Genomic DNA, 18,417 nt, shown 5'->3' with positions numbered 1-18,417 from the left:
AGGGAACGTCCGCTATCGGGAAGTTGTCAAAGTAATGTGGTTGTTCAGCCATGTCCGCTCTAGATCAAAACATACAACAACTTTCAGTATAAATTTTCAAATGATAACTTCTGCTCTGTGGCAAAAGTGACGGTTAAAGAAAATCCCTCAAACATCGTCGTTTTTTAGCACCAATAAATCTTGATGCTAATGTTCCCTTGGTGCGCAGTGGATACATTAGCCTCAATATTTTAGCCATATATTTTCTAATATTACAAAATCCATATTGTTGTTTATTTGTCTAATGTTGCGTGCTTTCCTCCCAAGTCACGAAATGAGGAAGGTTTCCCTATTTCCTGTCAGGGAGCATAAATAGAAAACGGCCTAAATAAAGAACTGGTAAAGGCTGTATGTATTTGCTAATAATATAGAAAATAAATAGGTGGGAAAGCTTCTGGCAGGAAAAGAGGAAAGTTTCCCCTGATTAAATTGTTATGTACCTTAATCGAAACCGGAGTATTAAATGGACGTTAAAGACTTTGTTACTGAAACACTTAGGCAAGTTACTGAAGCAATAAATGAAAATGAATCAAGTCTTGATAGCGGAGGCCAACATGTCGAAGAGTTAAAAAAATTAAATATGTTTTCCCTTCATGGTGGTTGGGTTACTCATGTAGATTTTGATATAGCTGTAACAGAGTCTCGCAGTAAAGAAGGTGGTGCTAAATTAAGTATTGCTGGTGTCGGTGGTTTAGGTGGAGATCTTTCTGAAGGTACAGAAACCGCTAGTAGAGTTAAATTCCGTGTTCCTCTTCAAATTAAGCGTAAAGTAAGTACATAAGCTGTTAAACAAGGACAAAAAACAGTTGGTTTTTCTCCTTCTTCTCTTATTTTAACCAACTATTTTATTGCCTGTTAACAGGGCGTTAGCAGCAAAAGTATTGGAGTCACATGGATATAGCATCATTCTCATCAGCTTATAGTGGATTAAAAATAGCTAAAGATATTTTCCTTGGTTTTACTGATCTAAAAATTGAAGCCGACTCTCTCGGTAAAATTAATGAAGCAATTAAAAAAGTTGGTGATGCTCAAGATGCATTATTTCAATTAAGAGAAGAGTTGTTTCGTCTACAGGAAGAAAACAACACTCTAAAAACTACTATCGGTGAATTTAACTCTTGGGGGGATAAATTGGCTGAGTATGAATTGGTTAAGACTGTTGGTGAGGCAGTTGTATACAAATCTAAAAGTGATCCAGAACACTATATTTGTCCTTCCTGTGTATCAAAGAGGTCGATTCAAATTTTACAGGACAACAAAACAATTAGTGGTACATATAGATGTATCAGTTGTAACGGAAGTTATCCAATAAGAGCAGCGGAACCTATGCCAGATATAAAGTATAGAAGTAGCTGGTAATTGCTGCTTACAAGCTAATTAGTAAGGATAAAAAATAGATGTTTTTTTATCAATATTTTAGCCATCTTTGATATTGAAGAATGTTTAGTTTGAATGAGTTGTTGTAGAAGCACTTTGTTACGGTGCTATATCTTAAAAAATCATGGAGTTTTTTTAATGGATTTATATGTTATTTATATTGTTCTTTGGGTTGTAGTAAGTTTAATTGTAGCTAGTGTAGCTTCGTCCAAGGGGCATTCATGGAGTGATTATTTTTTTCTATCGTTAATCATTTCACCAATTATTACTTTATTAATCGTTATTGCTTCATCTCCTAATCAAGACAAGCTTGAGAGCTTAGCTATAGCTTCAGGAAAAGAAAGAAAGTGCCCAAGTTGTGCAGAGATTGTTAAAGCTGAAGCTAAAATTTGTAAACACTGTAAATCTGAACTGCCTAAGTTTATCCCTCCAACTAATTCTACAACGGTTTCAGATGATTGGAATACTAGAGCTTAATCGTTAGAGATAAGTTAATTATTGTATGCTTAAATATTTTTGAAGTTACACGTGCTACTCCCCCTATACATATATAAAATATAGCTAGTCTCTTAACCGCCCCTGTGTAATCTATATTACAGGTTAGATTACACCGTTTTATTTCCTTATTTATCCAAAAATACATTTGATTTAGTGTAATCTTTATCGTAACCTTAGTATTGTAATCTAACTCCTAGATAAAAGAGTACAATATGAAAATTGCTTACGCTCGTTGTTCAACACAAAGTCAAAACTTAGATGCACAACTAGAACAGTTGAAAGACTGCGATAAAACATTCAAAGAAAAGCTAAGTGGTGGCAAAAGTGACCGTCCTGAATTACATCGAGCAATTGATTATTTGAGGGAAGGGGATAGCTTAGTAATTACCAAGTTAGACCGTTTAGCTAGGTCTTTAACTGACTTACATAAGTTGGTTGATATGATAGAAGCTAAAGGCGGAACTCTTAATGTACTAAATCAAGCAATTGATACTTCAACTAGTAGCGGTAAGCTTATGTTTAGCATGTTAGGTGCTTTTGCTGAGTTCGAAAAAGACATAATTAATGAGCGTGTTCAGGAAGGACTTGAAAGAGCGAGAGCCAAAGGTGTTAAGTTTGGTAAACCCCGTCAAATATTGGATGAAAAAAGAAAACGTATTGTTGAATTAATGGATGATGAAAGTAGCAATCTGACCAAAAATGAGATTGCTGATATTATTGGTTGTTCAAGAAATCAGTTGTACAAAATCTATAGAGAAGAAAAGCAATTATGACAACTGGTGCTTTGCTGACGTTAGCTACTGCTTGTTCTTTAGGTCAACTGATAGCTATTGTTAGACACCAGCCTGAGGAGTGAAGCTTGTTGATCCTATGGTGTTTTGTCGCGACTGGTATCTAACAAACCTAAACAAAAGCTGACGTTAACTTTTGAGTTATTAACGGCAGTTTGAGCTTTCAAGCTGCCGTTGGTAGTTACTTTATAAACGACATTTTAGGGTACGAAAGCTGACATTGTAGTGGCCAAATTAACTATGCCACTACAAATATAAGAAAAGTGTGGTGTAGGATTTAGGACATATGTGTTATTTTGATCATACATATAATTATTATCATGTTGTATTTAAATCGATTTAAATTTAGCTGTTAGGATTGACCTAACAATGTTCACACCATTCCAACGCATTTAATTCTATTATTGTTTATTAAGGAAGATACTTTTATGCTTATTAGTGATGAATCCCACCAAATCATTTGGTTTTGCACACTATTTCTATCAATTATTTTTACTGTACTTGGTTTTTCTAAATTAGGTACTCGTAAAGCTATTTTTTTAGAAAACGAACGCAAAGAAAGAAGCCTGAATGAAAAGCCTATTGAAGAGCTTGTTCAAGAACTTGTTAACTCCTTCAATAGTATCGAAGAAAAAAAACTTCTTGGTGAAACAGTTTTTGCTCAGCTCAATGAAACACTGACTAATAGCATCAATCAACTAAATCATATAAACGTTGGGCTACTCCCTCCGACGTATAAATTTGATGACAGTGAAGCATTAAAAGAGAAAGTAGATAGGATCATCAAACAACAGTTTAGTGTCATAAAAAGAGGGGATGCCACAACCGCATACACTAATTGGTCATGGTTTGGCAGTAAGAGAAAGGGTACCCAGATGGTCGATGCTTATAGATACCTATTATTAAAAGCATTTAATGCTGAGTTTGATGTTATTAGAAAAAAAATGCGGCATTCAAGCTATGATGCAACAATTAAAAAGCTTTACAGGTTAGAGGAACAACTAGAAAAGCTTGGCGAAACAGCTAATGTCACAATTTCAAATAGCTATTTTGATCTAAAAATAGCTGAACTGGCTATTTGGTATGCTGAGCTCAAACATAAAGAAAACTTAAAACAAGAAAAGAAGGAACAACAAGCACTACTTAGAGAGCAAGCAAAAAAAGGAAGTGGAGGTGATGTTGATGAAATTGAAGATGACATTTTTTATAGAAAGTCTGATCTTGCTAAAGCTCAAAAGCTAGCTAAACAACTCCACGGAGCAAGTGCTACCGATATAGAACTTAAAATTAAAAATATGAAAAAAGATATAGGTCGCTTAGAGAGCAAATTTGAGCGAGCCGTTTCGCAGGCACAATTAACGAAAGCTGGTTATATTTACGTTATTTCAAATATTGGTAGCTTTGGTAAAGGTGTCGTTAAAATTGGCATGACAAGACGCTTAGAGCCTATGGATCGCGTTAAGGAACTAGGGGATGCCAGTGTTCCGTTTAAGTTTGATGTACATACGTTAACCTTTGTCGACAATGCCCCTAATATTGAAAAAAAATTGCACCATAAATTCAACGACAGAAGAGTTAATATAGACAATCATCGTAAAGAATTTTTCAAAGTATCACCACAAGAAGTCGCAAGTGCTATGGAAGAATTAGATATTGATTCAGATTGGTATTTTGATATAGAGGCTAAGGAATACAGAGAAAGCTTACTTATTCGTGAAGCAAGAAATAATGTTTCAACTCAGTCTGAAGTAGCATCCACTCAGCTGCCTACGTCTATTTAATAAGGATATTAATTATGTACATAACTATTGCGTTATCTTTTTTGCTCTCATTATCCATATATTATTACTTAACGCAGTGTAAGCTATATGCTGATGTGAAACACTTAAGTGATGAAATTGAAAAAAAATATCTACCAATAACTATCGAAGAGAAAAACCTGAAAAATCTATCTAGTGAATATAGCGATCTTCAATCTGCATATAAGAAGAACCTGTCTATGTTGAAAAATAATGAGTCACGTTTATCACAATTCAATATTGGAGTAGGTACTACAGACAGTATTTCGTATACACGGTTACAAGGCACTAATAGCCTTGATGTTTTGGAAGACAAATTAGCTGGTGTTAAATCACATCTTAAAATACTTATTAGTGAAAAAAGAGCATGTGTTTGTTCTATGGGGTCTGATTTTGTTGTTAATGATTCTAAAGCTGAAGCTAAAAAGCTGTTTAATAGAGAAATTAAACTAAGACTTCGATGTTTAGATAACGATTTTAAAGCTGCGGCAGCACTTGCAGACTGGAATAATATGAATCGCTTAATTCAGAGAACAAAAGATACATTCAATGAAATAAACGCATCAGGTGTCATTGTTAAAACATCCCTTAAAGATTCCTACTTAAAGCTTAAAGTGGAAGAACTACAACTTGGATATGAAATAACCAAGTTAAAACAAGATATTAAAGAAGAAGAACGTGAAGAGGCAAGAGTAATACGTGAAGCTGAAAGAGAAGAAACACGAATTATCGCAGCCGCAGAAAAAGCAGAAAAAACACGTGTTTTGATGGAAAAGTTGGTTGCTGAAGAATTAAGTAAATTGGAATCAAGCTCTGAAGAACAAAAAGCTTTATATGAATTACATAAAGGAGAGCTAGAAATATTGAAAGATAAAGAAAGACGAGCTGTTTCATTAGCACAAACAACCCGAGCTGGTTATGTATATGTAATCTCAAATGAGCTTTCTTTTGGTAAAGGTATCTGCAAAATAGGTATGACAAGAAGAGCAGATCCTAATGATAGGGTGAAAGAGTTAGGTGATGCATCTGTACCTGAGCTTTTCAGCGTTCATGCTTTTGCATTTACTGAGGATGCCCCACAATTGGAAAATTACTTACATAAGCAATTTGCCGAACAACGTGTGAACTTGGTTAATAAACGTAAAGAATTTTTTCACGTATCACCTGAAGATGTATTACAACAATTAACATCATATGATGCCGACTATGAACTTAGCCAACAAACAACTATATAAAATAACAGGTAAAAACAAGGTTTTAAATTAGCAGTTGTTCCCCGCAGTCAAAAAGTCCGCCCTCAGATGAGTGTTCGTAAAATGGCATCAATCGCGGATAAATCTTTTTACGATAATATCTGGTATACAAAACACTCGGATGAAGTGCAAAAAATAATCAGGGGCTGTGTTTGAGTTTGACTAGATGATTTATACGCCAGCTATGCGTAAAGAAGCTAGTAGATAAGTGTCTGATCATCGGCCAGTTAGTGTTGAGGTTAAAATTGACTAAAAGAAAGCCCTCAACTTTGAGGGCTTTTCTATTTATTGCTTTTGAGTATATACTATTGGGGGTGAGTTACAGCTCACACATATGATATCTATAAAAGTTCTAGGGCTCGTTCGTCAAAATTAGTACCTAGTTCTTTTCTCAAAATATATTCCGTCATCTGCTATCCTCTTGCTGTAGTCGTACTGTATTTATCTTGCTCCCTTTTTAGTTTTACTAAATTCGCCTCTATTTTAAGTTTCTCCTCTTGTTTCTGGATAGCTAAAAAAGCTTGCTCTTCCCGTTTAAGACGCTTGAATTTAGCTATTTTTTTTGCTTTAGCTTGTTTAGATTTTTGTAAAGAAGCTAATAAGCTTTTAAGAGCATCCCTTAGCGCGGGTAGTAGAACCTCTTTATCTAAACCTTTTACTTGGCTTAGCGCTTCTTCTCTAGTTAATGCTCCCTTTGGCATTGTACGAGAACATTTGTTGTCGAAAACTTTAACGGGTGTTGTCCCGCCAAGCCTAATTGAAACCCTTTCAATCGTAGGTTCTTTAGTGTCCCTAATAATAGCCGTCATGTTTTCTATTAGGTCAGCGTCATTCCAAAGTGCTGGCTTTTTCTTTTCTGTTAGTTCTTGTGTCTGTTCTGCGAATAAATCAATCATTTTAATTACCTTTTAATATATTATAAATAGTTTGTCTTGAGCATTTATAGTACTCAGCTAATTCGGTTACTGTTGGCTGTTTTACACCTGAGATTTTTATAGTTCTCTTGCGTATGACTTCTTGGCGATCTTGTTCAGAAACCGCTATTTTCCGTCCAGCTTTGTAAGCCTTATAAAACCGAGCTTTATGTGCTCCCTTTTTTACTCTCATACCTGATATATAAGTATTAAACGCCATAAATGCTTTAATATGAGAGGAAAATGTACTTTCTTCCATATCAAGAACTTTCAACGTAATACTATTGTCTTCTATAGCTTTTATACGGTCATATAATATGTCCCGATTGTGAGCCAAAAATTTCAAGCTACAAATTACGAGTGTATCGCCATTAGTTAATCGGTCTATAAGATGATCAATTTCCATCTTGCCGTTGTAAGCAATGTGCTTTTCTACTGAGGTATTTTCACAATGATTTTTTAATTTCTTTGCTTGCATCTCTTTGTAGTCAAACTCTCCTAATTCATAATTTTGTAACTCTAGAAGTCCTATATATCCTGTCTGCATGGGGAATTAAACCTTGTCTTGGGGCTCGCCTGCAATCTCGATCATTGCCGTTGAGGTAGGTAATTAATTGAATGGTCGCTATGTATGTACGTTACATAGCTTATCGAGGTGTACATAAATGCACTGCTCTTGACACTTTACGTTATTTGTACAATAACCACACGTTTATCAAACAAGTATTGTGCGTTGCCCATACAAGCTTAATACTTTAATCATACGTTCGTTATACGTCATGGATGCTTTGTTTTTACGTGCTTCACGTCTTGCTCTATCTTCCACCTATGCTATGTATCTATTGGCTTGTAGGCTTTTATCTTCACTCTATTCCTAGTGTTTTCATTCGAAAATGGATTATTTTTCTGATTTTCCTAAAAAGAAATAAACTCCCATAAAAACAATTAAAAATAAGACCGTCCTATATCGTTAAATAATGACTCTTTACCTTAATGGTAATAATCGCAAGAAAGACCATAACCCATTGAAATATAAAAGTAGTTTTTTACAAAACACTGTTTTTTTGATATAATATACTGATAAATAAGGATATTATTTAATTTATGAATTACGCGTTAATTCGGCTGTAATGGTCTTTTTTGCGGGTTAACCTTCTGTATGCATGTGTAACTTCACTTTACGGGGGGTAATTGCCTATTTGATATGTCTTGGAAAATACATTTCATCTCAAAAAATAGCTCAATGATGTTAGTGCGGCTCTTGATGTAGCCGAGCTATACAGCTAACCCTATTAGAGTGCCACTCTTGGGTAAAATGAACTTTGCTAAATATAGCAGTGAGTAATTCTCGCTGACTTCACGTGTTGCTTGATTCCCTAAAGATTACAACCTTATAAAGTGACCTTTAAGCAAGGTTGGTTTTGTGGCCTTTATTTTGCCTTGGCATTGTCGAGATTTTGGCTTTCTTTTCTTTTTTAAGAAAAATGTATCAAATAATTAAATTTGCACACTCATTTTATGCCACTCAATCGAGTTGGGTTTCAATTACAAAAGTAACTACTACCAACAGACTCATTCAATAGGGCTAATCAGAATAAGCAGCCCTGTTACGACTCACATTATTACCGTGAAACATATTCTTTCAGGGTAATAATTATAATTTCAACACACTATAAAATTCTCAAGGAGAAATGAATGAACATTACAAAAAAATCAACAGAGCAAGAAATAATAGCATTGTGTGAAAGGCGAGGTTACTACCTGCCATTCAAGAGAGTTAACAATTTTGCACTATATAAGGTTTATGCAGGGGCAATAAAGAAAATGATTGCAATGGGCATACCAAACGTAAGGCAGTATTTTAATTTTCAAAAAGCGTTGCTGAAAGAGCAAGAGGAAAGTATTTACTTTAAGGCTAATTCATATGGGCAGATATAATAATTTGACGTTATTAAAAGGGAGTAGCCTTCCGTTTCAAAAAGGCGGTAAACATGGAAATAAACACGACAGCATACTGGAATTCATAAATAAACCTGTTGAGGCGCATCAAGATTTTCAAGAATTATGGAAAGAGCTACACCATAATCAACCCTTTGTATGCGCTCAAAACATGCCTATGTCATCAAGTATCCCTAATCAAAGCATGAAACCCCGCAAACAAATAATTTTAGGGGTTAATGATACTGAATGTATATGGGCGTTTGTAGATATTGACTCGTATGACAATAAAACATTTGTACCTAAAGGGCATAAAGATGCGGGCGGTAATATCGAATTACCCTATACCGATTTCGAAAGCTGCGTGATTCATATATTAGATAATTATACAGACCTCAAAGGTATTGCTATGGATATCAAAGCGAGTAGTAGCTATTACGGAAAAGGCCATATTAAGTTTCACGTAATTTTTGAACTGAGTAAACATGCAACCCATAAGCAGTTTAGTACTTATGTAAAGCATAATCTCGCGGATATTGCAGATACTAATTTTAATAGTACAGCGGGACAGTTGATTTACACCTCTATCCCGCAAGGCCCTAATGAGCATGAAAACTATACAGGATTTTTCATCGAAGGTGACAAGCTAATACTCCCAGATGTTGAGTATATGGCGACCCCTATCATCAAAGCTGGTTCCATAAAAGTTGATGATAGCGGTATCCAGTTTATGAAACTACCCAACAATAAGTTCGAAAAAAAGCTAGCTGAGTTAGACATGAATGATAATTGTAATAGCCAGTTATATTGGACTTTTCGAGAGGGCTTAGTTAACTGCTATGACCGAAGCGTTATGGCTTCGATGGAGGTAGCTACACATGCAAGAGAAGGAAAAGGGGCTAAAGTTGAACCCCAATATCAAGCTGCAATGAAAGACGTGAACAAGCGGTGTTTCGAGCCTTTCTTTGATGTGCAGCCAATAATATTAGAAAAGAATGAATGGGTAGATTACTCAAATTTAGTTCCTAATCATTGCACTAGTATGCCTTTGCCTGAAACGCCTGTTGGTATTTCAGATTTACTACCTTATAACTCAGTGTTGCAAGACTTTAAGCCTGATGAAGATATGACAATAACTGTAAATATCATCAAAGGAAGTACTGGATGCGGTAAAACTGAAGGAATGAGGCGCTTAATAAAACCTAACGATACGATATTAATCTCGACCCCCACAAAATCGTTAGTCGGCTTTAATGCCAATGCATTTGGTGGGGCAGTCAAAGTACTGGAAGGAAGTGAGAAAGGTGCAGAATTAGTTAAATATGACAATGTAGCGACTACTATGCACAGCCTTTTTAAGTGTGTAGACCGCATCCATGATAGGGGGCTCACCTATTTTTTTCTTGATGAGGCACACCAACAAATTCAGCTATTACCATTTTTATCTCATGCAAAAGAGATTATTAAGGCTTTGCGATTAGCATTGTGCTCTGCCGAATTTATTGTAATGACAGATGAAGGTATATCCACTAACACCATCGAAATGATGCAGAAGATATTGAATATTAAAATCAATATAGGCTCAGCTCAAAATTTAATAAAGAAACGTGAACAAGAGTGCGAGGCTCATTGTTGGTCGAATGGGGCTGCGCTAGTTCGTGAGTTTCAAAAGGCGGTAACGTCGGGTAAGAAATGTTTATTTATCGGAGATAGTATCCCTCTTGTTCAAAAGAAATTACCTGATGTAATAGGAAGGTCAGAAAATTTCCGTTTCTTCACAAATGAGCACAAGGAAACTGAAGAGTATAAAGAGTTTATTAATGACCCTGTTAAATTTACAAAGAAGAACGATATTAGTGTTCTTTGCTGCACAAGCTTGATTCAATCGGGTGTTTCTTGGGAAGGATATTTTGATGAAGTATTTGTCCACTACAATGCATCTAATAAAACAGGTAATCATATATTACAGATGCTTGGGCGTGAACGGCATCCTAAAGCTCTTCACTACGTCACTTGCAACTTTAACATGCCACAAAAGCTGGCTGAAAAGGGTGCAGATAACCTAGACCAATGCAAAGCCATGATTCATGAAGAAGAGCGGTTAGCGTTGTCAGTGAGAAAAAGGCAAGTCGCACTAAAACTTAACCAAGTAGGAATACCTACTTTTTTTCATGACGCACAAAGGTCTAAAGTCAGCTTTAAGAGTATTAAATATATGGAATATGTACCCCCCACAAACCAACAAGAACGAGCAGTATATCTAAGTTTTATTTGTAGAATGATTTGTAAATTTGACCACTCTACAATAAAAAACAAGTTGAAAGGGTTTGAGTCCTTAGGTGAAGAAGTACTTAATTTATATTACAAAGGTGACCGTATTGAGTTCTTTGAATACATCAAAGGCTTAAGTTTAGATAAAAAAGGCGCTTGGCCTACAACGTTTAAGGCGTTGGATAAAAAACTAAGTTCGTGGTGTCTAGATGATAAAGACGTGTTTAAAGCGTTAGTTGATGAGGGGATCACTTACGGTAAATCTCAGAGAGGTAAAGTAACTAGAGCTAATGAGATACTTAGGAGTGCCGAACTACCTGACAATAAGCCATACGTTGACTTAAAAGATACGCTTGCCCGTATTAATAAGTTAATGCCTTTGCTTGATGATTTTTATGAGACTTACACAGTTTCCCCCACAATTGAAGAAATACAGGAGTTATATGAGGCACACAAAACAAAATGAAGCACGTGTAAGGATCACCCTTTTAAACTTTCTAAGGACAATGGATTGCCTAGACAAGATGCGTTTTTCACGTAATCAATTATTATCCCTTGGTGTACCCGCAAATGTAGCCTATGCGTTTGCTAGTGGGCACAGTCGGAGTAAAAGTAAATGTTACAGTAGTATCTTGAATGCAGACCCTGAGTTCGTTAAGGCGGTCAGGGGATTAGTTGAACTGATGCGTACAGCCAGAAATACAGATGATTTTTACGATAATCCTCAGGTGATTTGTGGCTTATTCTTTAGAACAAGAAAAAAGAAATAATAAACCTCATAAGCAAACAATAACTCATAGAAAACCTCTCAGTACCCTACGCGGTTGCCAGAGCCTTTACTCAAGGCAAAGGTCGCAGCACTCAAAACACATATAAATCAATTAACGAAGCAGACCCTAAACTAGTATGGCTAATCAAAGAATTAGCTAACTGGTGTCGAGGGTCTGTTCATTTAGATAAATTAAAAGGAAACATAAACATTGAAACAAACATATACAAAAGGTAAACCGCTAACTAAATGCGAAAATTGCGGTAGAAAAATTGCAGGTCATCAATTGCGGATGCATGGTAAGGGGGTTTGCAGCAAAGAACCAACAGCAATAGAACTGAAAGTATTAGCGTTAAAAGCAAAGATAGATAAGCTTCAGGAAACCGCAAAAGCAGATAGAGCATTACCGCCAGCAATACAGAAACAGTGGGATGAGTATTGTGCAGAAGAATAACTTTGCCATTGCTACATGAACTGCTACAATTCACCTATAAATTCACAATGTGTATTTTGTTGAATCGGCCTGTATATATGGGCTTGCAGCGCATTCATGTGCCGAGGTGTGGCTGATTAGGCTGCACCCCAGCCTATTAGATTAGTATTGTTAATTATTTAAAGAGGACTCGCTAAATAGCCCATACTCAATTAAGTAACTCTCCACCTTTTGAAGTGCTTCTAGCTTTTCGTCAAAATGATCAAAGCTATTATATACAGCTTCAGACATTTCACTAAAATGATGACCAAGAACTCTTTTTCTAACTTCTAATGAAACTCTTTGACGAGCCATAATAGTACCGACAGTTCTTCTCAAATCATGAGTGGTTGCTTTAGCTAATCCAAGCTGTGATGTTAACCTTACAATAGCTTGATTAACTGTGTCATTTGCAAGAACAAAACCGTTTTCTTTTATGAGTAAGAAGCTTTGATTGCTACTGTATTTATTAAGTATAGATATTGCAGAATCAACTAAAGGTACTATTCTTTCTGAAGTTTTGCTTCTTTCCTCTGATAGTGTGAAAGTAGAACAAGGCAGTGATAGCTCTTGTTTTGTCATTAATCTAAGTTCATTTTTACGGCAACCAGTTAATAAATAAAGTTTTATAGAATCTTTAGTGAGTTGGCTGATTTGTTTTGAACTATTAAGTTGTTTTAAGAAAACCTTCAACTCTTGCGGTGCATCTAAGGATCTTTTACGCGGTTTTTCAGGGTACTTCTTCATTCTATGGCTGACGTTATAAGGTAGTAAGTCAGCATCAACTAGAAAATTTATTAACTTACTGATAGCTGCTTTGGTTCTATTTGCTGTAACTGGCTTGTCTCGTGCTATTTCATCTAAATAGCTTTTAATAATCGATCTTTTTGATAGGGATTGAATATCTTTAAATTTAGAGTTAATGGCTAGCTTATCTAGATGCCTGCTATATTCAACCTTTGACTTGGTTCCAAGCAGGCTCCAATCATATGACAGGTAAAGTTTATTTAGTTGATGAATAACGGTTTCTTTCGCATCCACATATAAAATCTCATCGATACATTTAACTTGGAGTACAGCACCTAATTCAAGGGCTTTAAATCTAGCGTCGTTTATTGAAATATCATTAATTCGAGCAATGGCTAGTTTGTTGCTTCTATTATTGATTCTATTTCTATAGATGAAGGTCTTGATACCAGAAGGAAATACTCTTACTGAAAAGCCTTTGCAAGCAGCTTCAGAGACTATATATTCCTTTTCTTTTGGTTCAAGCGCAAGAAGGTACTGATTAGTGAAAACGTCGACTGATAAACTCATGTTGGTATCCTCATTTTGAGGCTTAATAAAAAGCCGGATTTGAGCAATACGAATTGAAAAACTAAGGAGAGCCGTGGAAGTTCTATTTTGTTCCCGCGAGAGGTTATTAACCCCCAGAAACAGGAAAACCCTTATGTATCTCATAACAAGCTACATAAGGGTCTCAATGAATGGTGCCGACTGCCGGAGTCGAACTGGCGACCTACTGATTACAAGTCAGTTGCTCTACCAACTGAGCTAAGTCGGCACACAAAGCTGTGTGCGATAAATATATTCTTTATGAACTTATTATCTTGGCACCGTATTAACAGTAGCTTACTTGCGCAGTTAACTATCAACACTTATAAAATGGTGCCCCGACCCGGATTTGAACCAGGGACACGAGGATTTTCAATCCTCTGCTCTACCAACTGAGCTATCGGGGCATCTATATTCGAAGCGTTTTAGCTGCCTCGTTAAGATGGGCGCCATTAGACTGTTTTTATCTTTGTTCGTCAACTGTTTTTTATAACTTTTTTATAAAAAAAGGTTTGTTTGCTGTTTTTTTATGCTGCTTACTGTTTATTTAACTATAACAGTGATTTTTTTAGATATAACTGGAGTGCTATGAGGGATATGCTGATGGTTCCCTAAAACTAGTTGTAAGGTGTGTTTGCCTGGTGAAAGCGTTAATTGCGTTTCTGTTTGACCACCACCGAAATGTTTAATTTTATCGGTTGCTGGTAATGGAGCAAGCATATTAGGCAAAGTGTTAGTATCAATTAATATATGATGATGGCCAGTATTTTTTTTATCAAGACCTGCTGGTGATACACCCATGCCACTTAAACCAAATTTAACAGTGAAATTTGAACTGACCGTTTGTCCATCTACAGGTGTTATAAAATAAACATTGGCATTAGCTGGCGATGTAGATTTAACTTCATTGCTTAACGCAATTGAACTCAGGCTAGTAAAAACTAGTGCTAGTGTAATAATTATTGTTTTCATCTTTTATTTTTCCCTTTTGTTTTATTAAATTTGTAGACTATTTTGATGAAGGTGGAACATAACCTTCGATGTCTGGTTCTATGCCGTCAAATAAATAGGCGACCATGGCAGTTTCTAAGAAAGTGCGGTCGTCAACATTCATCATGTTCATTTTCTTTTCATTGATTAACATGGTTTGCTTTTTTTGCCATTGTCCCCAAGCTTCTTTGCAAATGTTGTCAAAAATGCGCTTACCAACTTCACCGGGATATAGTTGAAAAGCTAAACCTTCACCTTCTTTTTTTAGATTTTGGCAAAATACTGTACGGCTCATAATTTTCTCTTGTTAATGTTGATACCAATCTCACTAACTATGTGATCATTTCTACTTGTTAAAACGACCAACTACTTCGTTATTTATTTAATAGCTAGAACAACTAGTTATTGAAATAAACGCCTTGTATTTGACCGTTTTTCCTACGTATAAAATAGATCACCTAATTAATGAAACTGGTATAAGTAATTGTTACTGTGGTTCATTGCTAGCATTAATTATTTTTGCAATAAGCCAATCAGTTTTTTTGTTGATGCTGCTAGACCTACATTAGCTTCACTTCGTAAATCATACCATTTTTGTTTTCTTGGTTCGCGAATTTCTTGGCTATTAATTTGTGATAGTACGCCAGCCTTTACTTGTGTGCAGTCAATGATAATAGGTGAAATATCAAGGTGAAAATGGCTAAAGGTATGCCTAAATGTTCTCAGCTCTTGATGTGAACCATGTTTTGTAGAGGCTTTTAACCCTAACGATTGCAATAAACTGGTAATTTCACTTTTATCAGTTACTTCGTAAAAGCACCATAAACCACCCCAAATACCGGTAGGAGGGCGTTTTTCCATTAGAACGCTATCACTGGTTACTGTTGTGATTCTAGGAATTACCATAATAGTATTTTTTTCTGGAATTTTTTTCTTTGGCTTCTTTTGAGGGAAATCTGCTTGCTGAGAACTAGCCATTGCTAAACAACTTGTTCTTACGGGGCATATTTCACAAGTAGGTTTACTGCGTGTGCAAACAGTGGCGCCAAGATCCATCATGGCCTGAGTATAAAAGCCAGTATCAGTAGCGGGAGTAAGTGCTTCACTTAACGGCCATAGCGTTTTGTCAAATTTGGCTAAACCAGTATATCCTTCAACTAAGTAGTTTCGTGCTAAAACGCGCTTTACATTACCATCTAAAATAGGGTGGTGTTGATTTAACGATAAACTTAAAATGGCGCCTGCAGTTGAACGACCAATGCCAGGCAAAGCAATAACTTGTTCAATATCTTCAGGGAAAATACCATTATGTTCACTGTTGATTAGCTGTGCAGCTTTATGCAAATTACGTGCTCTGGCGTAATAACCTAAACCTGTCCAGTGGTGTAATACATTATCTTCATCGGCTTTGGCTAAACTTGATATGGTTGGAAAACTTGCCATAAAACGTTGATAGTAAGGGATTACTGTTGCTACTTGAGTTTGTTGTAGCATAATTTCAGAAACCCAAACGCTATAAGGGGTTTTGTTTTTTTGCCAAGGTAAGTGTTTTCTGCCTTGATGGTGATACCAAGCAATTACTTGAGTCGCAAATTGTTTAGCTGACTCAGGTGATATTTTTATTTTTTGTAATGGGATAGCCTGAATTGGTGTGTTAATGATTCTAAACTTCATTTTTAAGGACGTGGGGCAGTGTAACTAATTCTATTCACTGACTCAAAAAATGTTTCGCTTTTAGTATTCACTATAATTTAGCTTTTAATAAATTTGTTTTATTGCGCGGGTCGAACTCTGTATAATAGCGGCAATTATTTTTAGTACTATTATTTATAAGGCCATGCCATGAAAATTGATGCAAAAAACCGAAGCGAACGACTACGTAAAAAACTAAGAGTTGATGAATTTCAAGAGTTAGGTTTTGATGCTGCTTGGCAGTTAAATGATGACATCACTAGCGATGAACTTGATGCCTTTATTGATAAGTTTTTCAGTGAAGTTATTCAACCTAGTGGCTTAGGTTTTGGTGGTGAGGGTGATACTTTGTGGCATGGTTTAATTTGTACACAAAAATTAGGCTCTTGCACGAATGAAAATCGCGCAGCAGTTGAAAAGTGGTTAACTGACAATGGTGCCAAATCAGTGGCAGTAAGTGAGCTTTACGATGTTTGGTGGGCTGAATAGTTTTATTCGTCATAAGTGGAACTTTATACGATATTGTATAAAGCCCATTTGTTTAGAATTAAACGTAATAGCAAACAGTAGTTACCGTCACAAGATGTAAACTAAAAGATTAGAGAAAATGACAGATAAAACTGAAAACACACATAAAACCATTGAGCAAGCTGAGCAAGAAGGTAAGTACATCCGTAAAGTACGTAGCTTTGTTAAACGAGAAGGTCGATTAACCAAGGCTCAAGAGCGTGCTTTAAATGATCATTGGGAAACCATGGGTCTGAACCATAGTGATGGCTTAATTGATCTAAAAAATCTTTTTACTAATGATAACCCTGTAGTGTTAGAAATTGGTTTTGGTATGGGAAAATCATTGGTTGAAATGACCAAAGCCGCTCCAGAGCTAAATTTTATAGGTATCGAGGTACATAAACCCGGTGTTGGCGCTTGTATCGCTTTAGCGATGGAAGCATGCGTGCCAAATTTAAAGGTGTTTGAACACGACGCCATTGAAATTTTAGCTAACTGCATCCCTGACAATAGCTTAACGACAGTTCAGTTGTTTTTCCCTGATCCTTGGCACAAGAAGAAACATCATAAGCGCCGTATCGTTTCTGCAGATTTTGTTGAAACCATTCGCCAAAAACTTAATGTAGGTGGTGTTTTTCATATGGCGACTGATTGGGAAAATTACGCAGAGTGTATGTTAGAAGATATGCAAAGTGCTCAAGGTTATAATAACTTATCCCAAAGCAATGATTATGTGCCGCGACCTGACTCTCGCCCGTTAACTAAATTTGAAAATCGTGGCCAGCGTTTGGGCCATGGTGTTTGGGATTTACAGTTCGCTAAAATGTAATGCCTTCGACCCTTCGACCCTTCGACCCTTCGACAAGCTCAGGGCAAGCGGCTCAGGGCAAGCGGCTCAGGGCAAGCGGCTCAAGGCAAGCGGCTCAGGGCAAGCGGCTCAGGGCAAGCGGCTCAGGGCAAGCGGCTCAGGGCAAGCGGCTCAGGGCAAGCGCCTCAGGGCAAGCGGCTCAGGGCAAGCGGCTCAGGGCAAGCGGCTCAGGGCAAGCGGCTCAGGGCAAGCGCCTCAGGGCAAGCGGCTCAGGGCAAGCAGTACATTGCCGTTCATGCTGAGCGCGCAGCAGTCGAAGTGCGACAAACTTAGGGCTAACTACTGGAAATACTGCCTTTCAACATGAAATAAATGTTGGGCATTACGTAAATTACCTGAATCTTTAAGCCATTGCTCTGTGATGATATCTCTTTGTAAAGCCGCATGTAATATGCGGCTTTTATATTGGCACCAATAAAAGAGTGTTGCGGCTTGATGACATTCATTATTGGGGAATATTTTACTGCGATTGTCATTTAACTCTTCTTTAATACTCGCGATAACTTTATCTTTTAATTCATCTTCTATTTTTTTCTTAAAGCGTGTAAAACGCTTGGCTTTGATTAACTGCCAAATTAGCCAAATTAAAGAAGCTAAAGCGAGTATTGCTATAAATTGCATTTATTTATCCTGAGAAACATATTCACTTAGCATAATAACAATTTCACCGACAAAACACCTGATTAATTCATTAGTATTAGGTCTTTACCCAAGCGATTTCAAAATACTTGCTTAGAAGACCCTCATGAGTTGGTTTAGAAACGTTTTATGCTGCGTTATTGATTTCGACAATGGCGCTACATGGATGTAGCTTATGTGGACTCCCCCTTGTCAACAATAAAAATTATTTTTAAAGAATTAAATGCGAACTTATGTACGAGCTCTAAATTGAGTAGCTAAC

Annotated in this window: 18 protein-coding genes and 2 tRNA genes; 11 read left to right on the top strand and 9 right to left on the bottom strand. The window is 36.4% G+C overall.

Going from position 1 to position 18,417, the window contains the following annotated elements:
* Window positions 1–502 precede the first annotated feature (502 nt).
* The 6 genes from DWA31_RS07525 (at window position 503) to DWA31_RS07500 (ending at window position 5,739) form a co-directional block, all read left to right on the top strand.
* Entirely contained in the window at window positions 503–820 is a 318-nt protein-coding gene (locus DWA31_RS07525; protein WP_114325988.1) for a hypothetical protein, read from the top strand.
* Window positions 821–930: 110 nt separating this feature from the next.
* Window positions 931–1,398, top strand: a complete 468-nt coding sequence (locus DWA31_RS07520) for a hypothetical protein (protein WP_114325987.1) — start codon at window positions 931–933, stop codon at window positions 1,396–1,398.
* A 156-nt stretch (window positions 1,399–1,554) separates the two neighbouring features.
* Complete coding sequence (locus DWA31_RS07515) at window positions 1,555–1,893, top strand: zinc ribbon domain-containing protein (RefSeq protein ID WP_114325986.1); 339 nt, start codon at window positions 1,555–1,557, stop codon at window positions 1,891–1,893.
* 233 nt (window positions 1,894–2,126) lie between these two features.
* Window positions 2,127–2,687, top strand: coding sequence for a recombinase family protein (locus DWA31_RS07510; protein ID WP_114325985.1), 561 nt, complete (start codon window positions 2,127–2,129; stop codon window positions 2,685–2,687).
* Between the two features lie 446 nt (window positions 2,688–3,133).
* Window positions 3,134–4,486: an SNIPE associated domain-containing protein gene (locus DWA31_RS07505; protein WP_114325984.1), complete on the top strand. Its 1,353-nt coding sequence runs from the start codon at window positions 3,134–3,136 to the stop codon at window positions 4,484–4,486.
* A 14-nt stretch (window positions 4,487–4,500) separates the two neighbouring features.
* Window positions 4,501–5,739, top strand: coding sequence for a GIY-YIG nuclease family protein (locus DWA31_RS07500; protein ID WP_114325983.1), 1,239 nt, complete (start codon window positions 4,501–4,503; stop codon window positions 5,737–5,739).
* A 431-nt stretch (window positions 5,740–6,170) separates the two neighbouring features.
* On the opposite strand, the gene DWA31_RS07495 is transcribed toward DWA31_RS07500, so the two are convergent.
* Window positions 6,171–6,653 (bottom strand): hypothetical protein, encoded by a 483-nt coding sequence (locus DWA31_RS07495; protein ID WP_114325982.1) that lies wholly within the window; start codon window positions 6,651–6,653, stop codon window positions 6,171–6,173.
* A gap of 1 nt (window position 6,654) precedes the next feature.
* The gene (locus tag DWA31_RS07490; protein ID WP_114325981.1) at window positions 6,655–7,218 is read right to left on the bottom strand and encodes a recombinase family protein; all 564 of its coding nucleotides are present in this window, start codon (window positions 7,216–7,218) and stop codon (window positions 6,655–6,657) included.
* 1,148 nt (window positions 7,219–8,366) lie between these two features.
* On the opposite strand from DWA31_RS07490, the gene DWA31_RS07485 reads away from it, so the two are divergent.
* The 3 genes from DWA31_RS07485 to DWA31_RS07470 all read left to right on the top strand — a co-directional run bounded on the left by DWA31_RS07485 (window position 8,367) and on the right by DWA31_RS07470 (window position 12,103).
* Window positions 8,367–8,609 (top strand): hypothetical protein, encoded by a 243-nt coding sequence (locus tag DWA31_RS07485; protein ID WP_114325980.1) that lies wholly within the window; start codon window positions 8,367–8,369, stop codon window positions 8,607–8,609.
* On the top strand, window positions 8,596–11,346 hold the full coding sequence (locus DWA31_RS07480; RefSeq protein WP_114325979.1) for a DEAD/DEAH box helicase family protein: 2,751 nt from the start codon (window positions 8,596–8,598) through the stop codon (window positions 11,344–11,346). The genes DWA31_RS07485 and DWA31_RS07480 overlap by 14 nt, the downstream gene beginning before the upstream one ends.
* Window positions 11,347–11,860: 514 nt before the next feature.
* Window positions 11,861–12,103 carry a hypothetical protein gene (locus DWA31_RS07470; RefSeq protein WP_114325977.1) on the top strand — a complete coding sequence of 81 codons (243 nt, stop codon included), beginning with the start codon at window positions 11,861–11,863 and terminating at the stop codon, window positions 12,101–12,103.
* A 150-nt stretch (window positions 12,104–12,253) separates the two neighbouring features.
* Here DWA31_RS07470 and DWA31_RS07465 read toward each other — a convergent pair whose 3' ends face one another.
* The 6 genes from DWA31_RS07465 to mutY form a co-directional block, all read right to left on the bottom strand.
* Window positions 12,254–13,438, bottom strand: a complete 1,185-nt coding sequence (locus DWA31_RS07465; protein ID WP_168427307.1) for a tyrosine-type recombinase/integrase — start codon at window positions 13,436–13,438, stop codon at window positions 12,254–12,256.
* A 171-nt stretch (window positions 13,439–13,609) separates the two neighbouring features.
* A tRNA-Thr gene (locus DWA31_RS07460) sits at window positions 13,610–13,685 on the bottom strand.
* 102 nt (window positions 13,686–13,787) lie between these two features.
* Window positions 13,788–13,863 (bottom strand) — tRNA-Phe (locus DWA31_RS07455).
* A gap of 136 nt (window positions 13,864–13,999) precedes the next feature.
* Window positions 14,000–14,428, bottom strand: a complete 429-nt coding sequence (locus DWA31_RS07450; RefSeq protein ID WP_114325975.1) for a DUF4399 domain-containing protein — start codon at window positions 14,426–14,428, stop codon at window positions 14,000–14,002.
* A gap of 37 nt (window positions 14,429–14,465) precedes the next feature.
* Window positions 14,466–14,741, bottom strand: a complete 276-nt coding sequence (locus DWA31_RS07445) for an oxidative damage protection protein (RefSeq protein ID WP_114325974.1) — start codon at window positions 14,739–14,741, stop codon at window positions 14,466–14,468.
* Window positions 14,742–14,959: 218 nt separating this feature from the next.
* A complete protein-coding gene (gene mutY / locus DWA31_RS07440; protein ID WP_114325973.1) occupies window positions 14,960–16,120 on the bottom strand; it encodes an A/G-specific adenine glycosylase in 1,161 nt (386 codons plus the stop codon).
* A gap of 168 nt (window positions 16,121–16,288) precedes the next feature.
* Between mutY and DWA31_RS07435 the strand changes: the two genes are divergently transcribed.
* Both DWA31_RS07435 and trmB read left to right on the top strand, forming a co-directional pair.
* The gene (locus DWA31_RS07435) at window positions 16,289–16,627 is read left to right on the top strand and encodes a YggL family protein (protein ID WP_114325972.1); all 339 of its coding nucleotides are present in this window, start codon (window positions 16,289–16,291) and stop codon (window positions 16,625–16,627) included.
* Between the two features lie 118 nt (window positions 16,628–16,745).
* A complete protein-coding gene (gene trmB / locus DWA31_RS07430) occupies window positions 16,746–17,477 on the top strand; it encodes a tRNA (guanosine(46)-N7)-methyltransferase TrmB (RefSeq protein WP_114325971.1) in 732 nt (243 codons plus the stop codon).
* A gap of 318 nt (window positions 17,478–17,795) precedes the next feature.
* Here the strand turns inward: trmB and DWA31_RS07420 are convergent, their stop codons facing one another.
* Window positions 17,796–18,137: a hypothetical protein gene (locus tag DWA31_RS07420; RefSeq protein ID WP_114325969.1), complete on the bottom strand. Its 342-nt coding sequence runs from the start codon at window positions 18,135–18,137 to the stop codon at window positions 17,796–17,798.
* Between the last annotated feature and the right edge of the window lie 280 nt (window positions 18,138–18,417).

Source organism: Candidatus Colwellia aromaticivorans (assembly GCF_003333305.1).
Classification (GTDB): Bacteria; Pseudomonadota; Gammaproteobacteria; order Enterobacterales; family Alteromonadaceae; genus Colwellia; species Colwellia aromaticivorans.
This window is presented reverse-complemented; position numbering and strand designations above follow the sequence as displayed.